Below are 10460 nucleotides of genomic sequence, written 5' to 3' on the forward strand. Positions count from 1 at the left end.
CGTTTTGAATCGTCAATGTCTCGATCGTCGTATCCCAGACATGGATAGTTTAAAACAAGAAATTAAGGCATGGGAAGAAAATCGAAATGAAAAGTCAAATTCAGTTGACTGGAGATTTACTACTGCTGATGCTCGTATTAATACCATTTCTCTAAATGAAAACTACACATCGAATTTAAATCCCCCTTTAAGTTCCCCTTTTTAAGGGGGATTTAGGGGGATTAAACTTCTGTAGTCAGACTTTGGAGAATTGGTATAAATTAAAAAAACTCTATCCCTCAATTCAAACTTGACAGACTACTAGGAAAAACTTCTTCAGCAAACCCTAGTTAAGGCCTGCTCGATTCTCTGACTATCGAGGGACCGGCCGATAAAGACCAAGCGAGTTTGCCGCGTTTCCGTCGATTGCCAGGGTCGATCAAAGAAAGAATCAAAGCGATCGCCGACTCCCTGTAACACCATACGCATCGGTTTGTTGGCCACGTTAACAAATCCCTTGACCCGATAGATTTCTTCTCGGGCCACCAATTCCTTGAGCCGTTGGGTCAAAATTCGGGCATCTACGGGAGAATCGAGGCAAAACTGCACAGAATTGATATCCTCATCGTGATCGTGTTCTTCCTCGTGATCATGATGACTAGGACGACTAGCTAAATTATCCTCGACGGCGGCATTAAATCCCAATAGCACATCGGGGCTAATTTGTCCATCGGCACAAGTAACTATTTTTACCGTCGATCGCAGTTGTGTTTTCAGCCAATTAATAATTTTTTCTAATTCAATTTCGCTGATGAGATCGGTTTTAGTTAGGAGTACCAGGTCAGCGCAGGCTAACTGATCCTCAAATAACTCCTCAATAGGCGTTTCGTGTTCTAAATTGGGGTCTGCTTGCCTTTGTGCCGTTAAAGCATCTAAATCCGCCACCAGACGACCCCTAGCGATAGCAAAACCATCCACCACGGTGATTACTCCGTCCACCGTCGCACCGTTGCGGATTTCCGGCCAGCGAAAAGCTTGAACCAGAGGTTTAGGTAAAGCTAATCCGGAAGTTTCGATCAGCATACAATCCAACTGTTGCCGTCGCTCCAGCAATTTCTGCATGGTGGGGAGAAATTCTTCCTGTACTGTGCAGCACAGACAACCGTTGGTCAATTCCACAATATTATCGTTGGGGTTGTCGTCGCAGGTCTGACAACTTTTCAACAAATCACCATCAATTCCCACTTCTCCGAATTCATTGACCATAACGGCCACCCGTCGGCCTTGATTATTTTGCAGTAGATGACGGATGAGGGTAGTTTTTCCCGCACCCAGAAAACCCGTGATCACAGTAACTGGAATTTTGTGCATAGATAGAGCGATCGATCATATTCTTAGATCAATGTATCAGACTCTCGGTCTAGGGTTGAGGGTTTCAGCACTAATTCTTTAGGATTGCCCCACCAATTGCCGGACTGTCACAAACTGGCTGAAATTTTCCTAGTTAGTCGTTATTCTGGTAAAAGTTTCAGCCGGCTAAAATAATCGCTGAAGAACTTTTGTGGGAGTGGATTATGTTACAACGTCTTTTTTTAGCCTTTACCCTCGCTTTTCCCCTTTATCTAAGCATCGCTATTCAACAAACTTCTCCTCTAGCTGATAGAATAAATCGCCCTTCTTCTCGCGGAATCAATAAAATTGAGCAGACGGTAAAAGCTATCCAAAAGCAATTAAAACAAGAGCATTCGGTTCAATTAGATTAATAAATTTTGGCAACAAGAGGAGAGGCAAAACTCCTCTTTTTCACTTTTGATTTGACAAATTACTTGCCATTTGCTGCGGGGGACGGTATTCGGGAACTAAATCTTGTAGGGACTTAACTAGGCCCTGACGGTCATTAACTTGAATAGAATTAAGCAGTTGTTCTAATTTCATTTGCAATTCCTCCCAAGCAAGAAAGTGTTCATGAGCGCAAAAAATCTTTGGGTGAGAGGTGGGACGAGCTTTATCGGTATCGATTAATAATTCTTCGTAGAGTTTTTCCCCCGGTCTTAATCCCGTGATTTCAATATCGATATCTTGCCCTAATTCCAAGCCACTTAAACGAATCATCTGTAGGGCCAAATCGTAAATTCTTACCGGTTCACCCATATCTAACAGGAATACCTCACCCCCTCGGGCCATGGCTCCCGCTTGTATAACCAAACGCACCGCCTCTGGAATAGACATAAAATAGCGAATAATATCGCGATGGGTGAGGGTAATATTCTTACGTTGGGCGATTTGTTCCCGGAAACGCGGCACCACGGAACCGCTACTATCAAGAACATTGCCAAAGCGGACGATCGCGCAACAGGTGGAACTGTCGGGTAAAGCGGCCAAAGCTTGCACGACTAACTCAGCACAGCGTTTGCTGGCCCCCATAATGTTAGTTGGTCTGACGGCCTTATCGGTGGAAATAAGAACTAAATTACTAACTGAATTCTCGATCGCAGTCTGAGCGACATTTAAACTACCCCAAACATTAGTGTAAACCCCCTGACTAGCATTGGCTTCCACAAGGGGAACGTGCTTATAGGCGGCCGTGTGATAAATTGTCTCAATCTGGTGTTGTTGGATGACTCGGTCTAGATGATTGCGGTCGAGAACATTGCCTAGATAGGCATACTTGCGTAAATCGCTATAATTTTCGCTTAAATCAAGATCGATTTTGTAGAGAGAAAACTCGTTTAATTCGTAGATTACCAGGCATTTTGGGTTGAGGAAGGCGATTTGTCGGCATAATTCCGAACCGATGGAACCACCACCCCCGGTGACTAACACCGCTTTACCGGTGACATTTTTTCCCAAAAGTTCGGGATGAGGTAGAATTTCTTCCCGTCCTAATAATTCCGAGACATCGACACTGCGAATCTGATTGATGGTCGTTTCTCCCGATAAAATTTTTGAGAGGGGAGGAACGGTTTTAATGTCGATGGGTAAAGTTTCTAGACTTTCGATGATTTGCCGCTTTCTGGCCTTGGCTACATTAGGAATAGCGAGAATAACCCAGTCAAAGGCTGTTTTTTGGTGCAGTAGTGCCAATTGAGAGGGGGGATAAACCCTAAAGCCTTGGATCACTCGGTGCTGCAAATCGGGATTATCATCAACAAAGGCCAATAAACGATAGTGGGGGTCATTTTGTAGGGAACGTGCCAATTGACGACCCACAACCCCCGCACCATAGATAACAATTGTCGGTTCTCTATCCACACTACTGACGTAAATATTCAGACGGTGAAAGACAGAACGAATCAACAATCTCACCCCGATAACCAATACTAGGGTTAACAATGCGTCGATAATCAGGACTGAACGCGGCAAAAAGGCATCCCCTTGAAAGTAGGCCAGAATGATTAAAAACCCTGAACTATAGATAACCGCTTGCAGTACGGAGGAAAGAAACTCTAATCCTGTATAACGTACTACGGGACTGTAAATACCTTTGAGATAGAAAACTAGAGTTTTAATGGCAATTAAGCCCAATATTGGCTCTAAAAAAGGTCTAATTTCCTGATGTTCGAGGCTCAGATTAAACCTGAGAGAGAAGGCCAGATAGATGGTTAGACAAAAAACAAGGCAGTCGGTGATCATTAAAAGAGATCGCTTCGATGACCTAGATAGGTAATTAGCCAATTTAAGGATTTTGTTCGCCAGTTTTCTATACATTATCCACTTGATTAATTAATCTTAGGTAAATTACTTGGCTCCTCTCGACTTTGTCTGGTAATCAGTGCTTATTATTCGGACGAATCTTGCTAGGCAAGGCTTTGAAGAATATATTTACGGAAAACTACCCCTATTCTTCTCTCTTCCATACACAAACGAGAAGAGCCAATATTTTTTATAACAGTAGCACTGTCCGTCTTTCCGCAACATAATATCACCTAAATCCAATTATGTCAAGCGGCGGGATTTGTCAAGACTTTGGCTCTCTTAGGTTTGGTGGGTAAAATATATTCTAAGATACAGTCCTGCTGGCGAGGGAGTGGAAGGAACCACTCCAGACACAGAGTACACAAAGATTGATCGCTTCTATAGTAAGTTAAACTGGTCGCAACGCGCTCGCTACGCGAGATCACACAAAGAATAAGAGAGCCGGACTTTTTTCCTTTTAGCAACTTTTCATCGCTCCCCCAAAATTTTTTGCTCCCCCAAACTAGCCGATAGATGACCGCTAGTCAAGGGTTACAATCAAGAATTGATGCAAAAATTTATCGAGTCAAGTTATGAGTAATCAGTACGATGCGATCGTGATTGGGTCGGGAATCGGGGGATTGGTGACAGCGACGCAATTAGCGGCAAAAGGGGCAAAAGTCTTGGTTTTAGAGAGTTATCTGATTCCGGGGGGCAGCGCGGGTTATTTTGAACGAGAGGGTTATCGTTTTGATGTGGGTGCTTCGATGATTTTTGGTTTTGGCAAAAAGGGGACGACTAACCTCTTAACCAAGGCTTTGGCAGCGGTGGATATGAGTATCGAAACCATTGCCGATCCCGTCCAGATCCATTATCATCTCCCGGACGGATTAGACCTAAAAGTTCATCGCGACTACGAACAATTTTTACAGGAATTAATTAGCCATTTTCCCGCAGAAAAAACCGGTATCCGGCGCTTTTACGATGAATGCTGGCAGGTGTTTAATTGCCTCAATAGTATGGATTTACTATCATTGGAAGAACCCCGCTATCTGACTAGGGTTTTTTTCCAGCATCCTTTATCCTGTTTGGGATTGGTCAAGTATTTACCCCAAAATGCGGGAGATGTGGCCAGAAAATATATTAAAGACCCGAAATTATTGAAATTTATCGATATGGAATGTTATTGTTGGTCGGTAGTACCCGCCGATCGCACTCCGATGATTAATGCGGGAATGGTCTTTAGCGATCGCCATTACGGGGGAATTAACTACCCCCGGGGGGGAGTGGGACAGATTGCTCTCAAGTTAGTCGAGGGATTGGAAAAAGCTGGTGGTGAAATCCAGTATCAAGCGAGAGTGAATAAGATTATTTTAGATGCAGGACGGGCGATCGGGGTAAGATTGACCAATGGGAAGGAATATTACGCGAAAAAGATTGTTTCTAATGCCACCCGTTGGGATACCTTCGAGAAACTACTCCCCCCGGAATCTCTCCCGGGTAGCGAAAAAAAATGGCAAAAACGCTATCAAAAATCCCCCAGTTTCCTGAGTTTGCATCTGGGAGTTAAGGCCGATGTGTTACCGTCAGGAAGCGAATGTCACCATATTTTACTAGAAGATTGGGAAAATATGGAAGCAGAACAGGGAACTATCTTTGTTTCTATTCCTACCTTACTCGATCCCTCCCTCGCACCCCCGGACCATCATATCATTCATACTTTCACCCCTAGCTGGATTGATCAATGGCAAAAACTGCCCCCCCAAGAATATCAACAGAAAAAAGAGGCCGCTGCTCATCGTCTCATCGATCGCCTGAAAAAACTCTTTCCTAAACTAGATACAGGATTAGATTATATCGAAATTGGCACGGCCCGCACCCATCGCCGCTTTTTGAATAGAATCGATGGCAGTTATGGCCCAATACCTCGAAGAAAACTGTTAGGTTTATTAGGAATGCCCTTTAATCGCACAGCTATTCCTAATCTTTATTGTGTGGGAGATAGTACCTTCCCCGGTCAAGGATTAAACGCGGTGGCCTTTTCTGGTTTTGCTTGCAGTCATCTTCTATCGGTAGATCTGGGTTTACCCCGTCCCAGAGATTAAAAACTGAAAATCCGGATTTTTACCGGCCAATTCGGAAACGGGAAGGTAACACTTGACAGCATTTCTCAGATAGATGAAGCACATTTTTGCGACTGGAATCCTTGCTTCGGCAAGGTTTAATTTATACTTCACCTTGACGAGAAACGCTGTAGATTGGTTTTGCTGATAACTGATCACTGATAACTGATCACTGATAACTGATCACTGATAACTGATAACTGATCACTGATAACTAATGCTTACTCCCTTTGATTCCTCGAAGTCTTTACATTGGCAGCAAAGCTTGCGATCGCCAATTATTCGTCAATTGGAGATATTTAGCTTTACAACGCAGTTTTTGACTTTTTTGCTCTGGGATCGTTTAACGGGGGCTAATAGGGGCAAAAAACGGCAAAGGAGAGCGAAATGGTTAGTTGATCGCCTCATGAATTTGGGACCAACTTTTATTAAAATTGGACAATCTTTATCGACGCGAGCAGATTTAATTCCGCTCGAATATATCGAACAATTAACCCAATTACAGGATCGAGTTCCCGAATTTAATAGTCAAGAAGCGATCCGAGTTATTGAAACAGAATTAGGACAACCCCTAGATAATTTATTTGCAAGTTTTACCGTGTCTCCCCTCGCTTGTGCCAGTTTAGGACAAGTACATCGAGCGCGGTTATTAAGTGGGGAAGAAGTCGTTATTAAGGTACAAAGACCGAATCTAGAAGGACTATTTAATCTCGATTTTGAATTGTTGCATCGTCTCACCCGTTGGTTAAATATTTTACCCGTGGTGAAAAAATATAATTTAGAAGCTATCTATCAAGAATTCTTTGAACTACTTTTTCAGGAAATCGATTATATTCATGAGGGCAAAAATGCCGATCGCTTTCGGGAAAATTTTAAGAATTATCCTCAAGTAAAAGTCCCTTTAGTTTACTGGCAATATACCACCCGCAAGGTATTAACTTTGGAGTATGTACCCGGGATTAAAGTCGATGATCGAGAGACTTTACTAGCTAATGGTATTAACGTAGATGGGATTATTCAACTGGGGATCTGTTCCTATCTCAAACAACTATTACAGGATGGTTTTTTCCAATCGGATCCCCATCCGGGTAATATGGCAGTTAGTCAGGAAGGGGAGTTAATTTTCTACGATTTTGGCACGATGTTCGAGTTAAAGTCCGTCGCTAAAGATCAAATGATCGAAACCTTTTTCGCTGTCTTGAGAAAGGATACGGAAACAGTCTTAAAAACTCTGGTGTATATGGGTTTAATTGAACCCGTTAGAGATCTGCAACCCGTGCGAAATATCGTCCAGTTTCTCTTAGATGAATTTCGCGATAAACCGGTAGATGTGAGGGTCTTTGAACAAATTAGCGATCAAGTGTATTTAATGTTTAAACAGCAACCTTTTCGCTTACCTCCCCAAATGACTTTTATTATTAAATCTGTCACCACTTTGGATGGGATTGCCCGCTCTTTAGATCCCCAGTATAATTTATTAGCAGCTAGTCAACCTTTTGTGAAAAGTCTAGCGGTATCAGGAGGAACTACCAACACCATGTTTACCCTAGCTAATCAAGCTCGCACTTTTTTTCAACAACAATGGCAAAAAGGTAATAAAAACGAAAGAATGATCCGTCAGTTAGAGGAAAAAATCGAGCGAGGAAATTTAGTTTTTCAAGTTAAGTCACGCGAAAATGAGCGACTTCTGAAAAAAATTTATCTGGGAATTAAAGTATTAATTAACGTCTGTCTATTGGGGTTTAGCATTATCTCAGCCATATTTTTATTAAACACCAACTATAGCAAACTAGCTATTATTCCCTTCAGTTTAGCGGGGTTATTTGGGTTATTTTTTTTGCGTTCTTCCCTAGCTTTATTGATTCAGGAAAGATTAGATAAAATCATAGAAAAGTAAATAATTATCATCTTTATTAAGTAAGTGGTTATAATTAAATATCTAATTGCCAGTGTGGTGACAAGTTCCCCGGCTCTCTTATTCTTTGTGTGATAAGTTTGACTTATATAGTAGCGATCGATCTTTGTGTCCTTTGTGTCTCTGTGGTTCGTTCCACATTTTTCCGTCGCCATGGTGATTTAACTCACTGTTTAATCCAAGCTGATGGCCAAATACCGCCAATTTCGAGGCCCGCTAGACCACTAGAGGCATTTATAAGGGTTTTACCACGACTATCAGCCAATTTTATCGATAATTTACCTTTGAGGGTATCTTGACAAGCAAAAGAGAGACCTTTTTCCGTGGGTACACGCACGCGGTCGGGAGGATGATCACTGATCCCGATTAAGACAATGGTATAATTCTCGTTAGTTGCCCTCATTTCCCAGTATCCCCAGGGTTGCACTGTCCAAGTTAGTTGAGAATTCCAGATATCAAACTTATAAAAGCGATTTTGCCAGTGAATACCGATAATTCCCACCGATTCCGTCCAGTTAAGAACTTTCCGGGTAGCACCCACTGCGGTTAAGGTTAAATCGGGATTTTCAGGGAAAGCATTACAATTAATCCAAAACCACTTTTCGGGGAAAGAATAACCCCAATTTTTCTCGCTATAAAAAGGTACATTCTCAAATTGATAATTTTTTCCCCGATGGGTAATCATTCCCGTTGCTAAACCATGAGCAGTTAAAATCTGCCAACCCGGGTCAAAAATCGGTAAATAAGATAATATTCCTGCTGTTGCTTGGGGTGGACGCTTGTTATCTCCCCAACTGTACCTAGTTTCAACGCAATAATCCCATTGACAGATTTCTCCAGTGACGGGATCATAAATTCGTCCTTGCTGCTGGTTTGCCGTTGCTTGATAACCCTCTTGAATAGACTCAAAAAAAGCTGACGGGGAAAGAAGACAGGGACGGATTTTTAAGTTAGTTTTTCCCCAATGGATAATGGCTAATTGCTGACGACTTGCCCAAAATTTATCCGTATCGGGAAAAGTGCGACAAAGATAATCAGATTCTATGGCTAAAATTTGCACTGCTCCGCCGCTATTGACTTGACCGCCCCTTGGGTCTTGAATAGAATACATAAAGGCGAATCCGTCGGCTAATTGCGGAATCATGACTCGGAAGTACCAACCTTCAAAGAATCGGGAAGTGATACCATCCCAATGGTAGCCAGAATGAGGGGGTTGTGAAGACATCTATGGGTTTATCTTTAGGTATTGATTTTGGCACATCGGGAGCGCGAGCGATTGCTATTGATTCTAGCAAAAATATCGTCGCTGAGGTTGATTATCCCTTCACTAATGCCAATTTTCAGGATTGGCAAAAGGCCCTATTTTATTTATTGGATAATCTAGGGAATTCGGTGCGTTCAGAACTTAAATCGATCGCTATTAATGGTACTTCCTCGACGGTGTTATTATGTGATAATTGGGGTAATCCTCTTTCTGAGGCAATATTATACAATGACGGGCGAGGAATTGGGTTTTTAGAAGCAATTAAAGCTATAGCACCCCCTCACCATCCCGTGATTAGTGCCACCTCTAGTTTAGCCAAATTACTTTGGTGGAGTCAGCAAGAAATTTTTTCGCAAGCGCGTTATTTTCTCTCGCAAGCGGACTGGTTAGCATTTCTGCTGCATGGTAAACTGGGAATTAGTGATTATCATAATGCCTTAAAGTTAGGTTATGATCTCGAAAATCTCTGTTATCCGGATTGGTTAGAGAATTTACCGATGTTTAATTTACTGCCGCAAATTTTTGCCCCGGGTACAGAGATCGATACTATTAAACCGGATTTAGTGACTCGTTTTGGTATCCCGAAAGATTGTTTAATTTATACGGGAACCACCGACAGTATAGCGGCATTTTTAGCCAGTGGTGCTAATTGTTTAGGGGATGCAGTGACATCTTTAGGTTCAACTTTAGTCTTAAAATTATTAAGTAGCCAGAAAGTTGATGATAGTAACTATGGCATCTATAGTCATCGTTTAGGAAATTTGTGGTTAACTGGTGGGGCATCCAATACGGGAGGAGCAGTGTTAAAGAAGTTTTTTTCTGATCAAGAATTGAGAAATTATAGTTTAGCAATAGATGGACAAAAAGAAAGTAATTTAGATTATTATCCTCTACTAAAAGCGGGCGAGCGCTTTCCCATTAATGATCCTTTTTTACCCGCAAAACTGACTCCCCGCCCCGATAATCCTCTAGAATTTTTGCATGGTTTACTAGAAAGTATTGCCCGCATTGAAGCTTTAGGTTATCAGCGTTTACAGGAATTGGGGGCCAATAAATTAGAGCGAGTTTATAGTGCGGGTGGTGGGGCAAAAAATTCGACTTGGAGAATAATTCGTCAGCGTCATTTAGGGGTTCCCGTACTTTTATCTCAACAGGAGCAAGCAGCCTATGGTACTGCCCTATTAGCACAGCAATCGGTTACGCTGTTGAAATAGTCTCATAAGTAGGATTTGCGGCAAAAGTTGGCTCTTCTCGACTTTGTGTGATAATTTTTGCTTATGGAATCGTGAAATGTTGACTGAGAAGGACTTTTACGACTATTTTGCCGAAGAAACTATCAGTATAGGCTTCGTTTCCACACATAAACCAGAAGAGCCAAAAGTTTGTTGGTGGGGTTAGGAGTCGGTCGTCGGTCGTTAGGAGATAGGAGTCAGGAGATAGGAGTCAGGAGACAGGAGATTATTTTATTTATTCTCCCCACACCCCACACCCCACACCCCACACC

7 protein-coding genes and 1 pseudogene are annotated in these 10460 nt (G+C 42.2%); 5 read left to right on the top strand and 3 right to left on the bottom strand.

Translation table 11 applies throughout. The features are described from left to right. Positions 1-205, top strand: a pseudogene (locus tag PN470_RS13350) (hypothetical protein); the annotation flags it as partial. 110 nt (positions 206-315) lie between these two features. Here the strand turns inward: PN470_RS13350 and cobW are convergent. Beyond that, positions 316-1350: a cobalamin biosynthesis protein CobW gene (gene cobW, locus PN470_RS13355; RefSeq protein ID WP_002794501.1), complete on the bottom strand. Its 1035-nt coding sequence runs from the start codon at positions 1348-1350 to the stop codon at positions 316-318. Positions 1351-1553: 203 nt separating this feature from the next. On the opposite strand from cobW, the gene PN470_RS13360 reads away from it, so the two are divergent. Then, the gene (locus PN470_RS13360; RefSeq protein ID WP_002732804.1) at positions 1554-1742 is read left to right on the top strand and encodes a hypothetical protein; all 189 of its coding nucleotides are present in this window, start codon (positions 1554-1556) and stop codon (positions 1740-1742) included. Positions 1743-1782: 40 nt separating this feature from the next. Here the strand turns inward: PN470_RS13360 and PN470_RS13365 are convergent, their stop codons facing one another. Continuing rightward, a complete protein-coding gene (locus PN470_RS13365; protein WP_271938442.1) occupies positions 1783-3612 on the bottom strand; it encodes a polysaccharide biosynthesis protein in 1830 nt (609 codons plus the stop codon). 635 nt (positions 3613-4247) lie between these two features. On the opposite strand from PN470_RS13365, the gene crtH reads away from it, so the two are divergent. Together crtH and PN470_RS13375 are read left to right on the top strand one after the other, a co-directional pair. Then, on the top strand, positions 4248-5759 hold the full coding sequence (gene crtH, locus PN470_RS13370; RefSeq protein ID WP_272104669.1) for a carotenoid isomerase: 1512 nt from the start codon (positions 4248-4250) through the stop codon (positions 5757-5759). A gap of 235 nt (positions 5760-5994) precedes the next feature. Further along, a complete protein-coding gene (locus PN470_RS13375; RefSeq protein WP_272104670.1) occupies positions 5995-7674 on the top strand; it encodes an ABC1 kinase family protein in 1680 nt (559 codons plus the stop codon). Positions 7675-7858: 184 nt separating this feature from the next. Here the strand turns inward: PN470_RS13375 and PN470_RS13380 are convergent, their stop codons facing one another. Continuing rightward, positions 7859-8917 carry a tocopherol cyclase family protein gene (locus PN470_RS13380; protein WP_272104671.1) on the bottom strand — a complete coding sequence of 353 codons (1059 nt, stop codon included), beginning with the start codon at positions 8915-8917 and terminating at the stop codon, positions 7859-7861. Positions 8918-8919: 2 nt separating this feature from the next. Here PN470_RS13380 and PN470_RS13385 point away from each other — a divergent pair, with 2 nt between their 5' ends. Then, positions 8920-10170: an FGGY-family carbohydrate kinase gene (locus PN470_RS13385; protein ID WP_271938451.1), complete on the top strand. Its 1251-nt coding sequence runs from the start codon at positions 8920-8922 to the stop codon at positions 10168-10170. Positions 10171-10460: the final 290 nt, after the last annotated feature.

This window comes from Microcystis sp. CS-574, assembly GCF_028329095.1.
Taxonomy (GTDB): domain Bacteria; phylum Cyanobacteriota; class Cyanobacteriia; order Cyanobacteriales; family Microcystaceae; genus Microcystis; species Microcystis ichthyoblabe_A.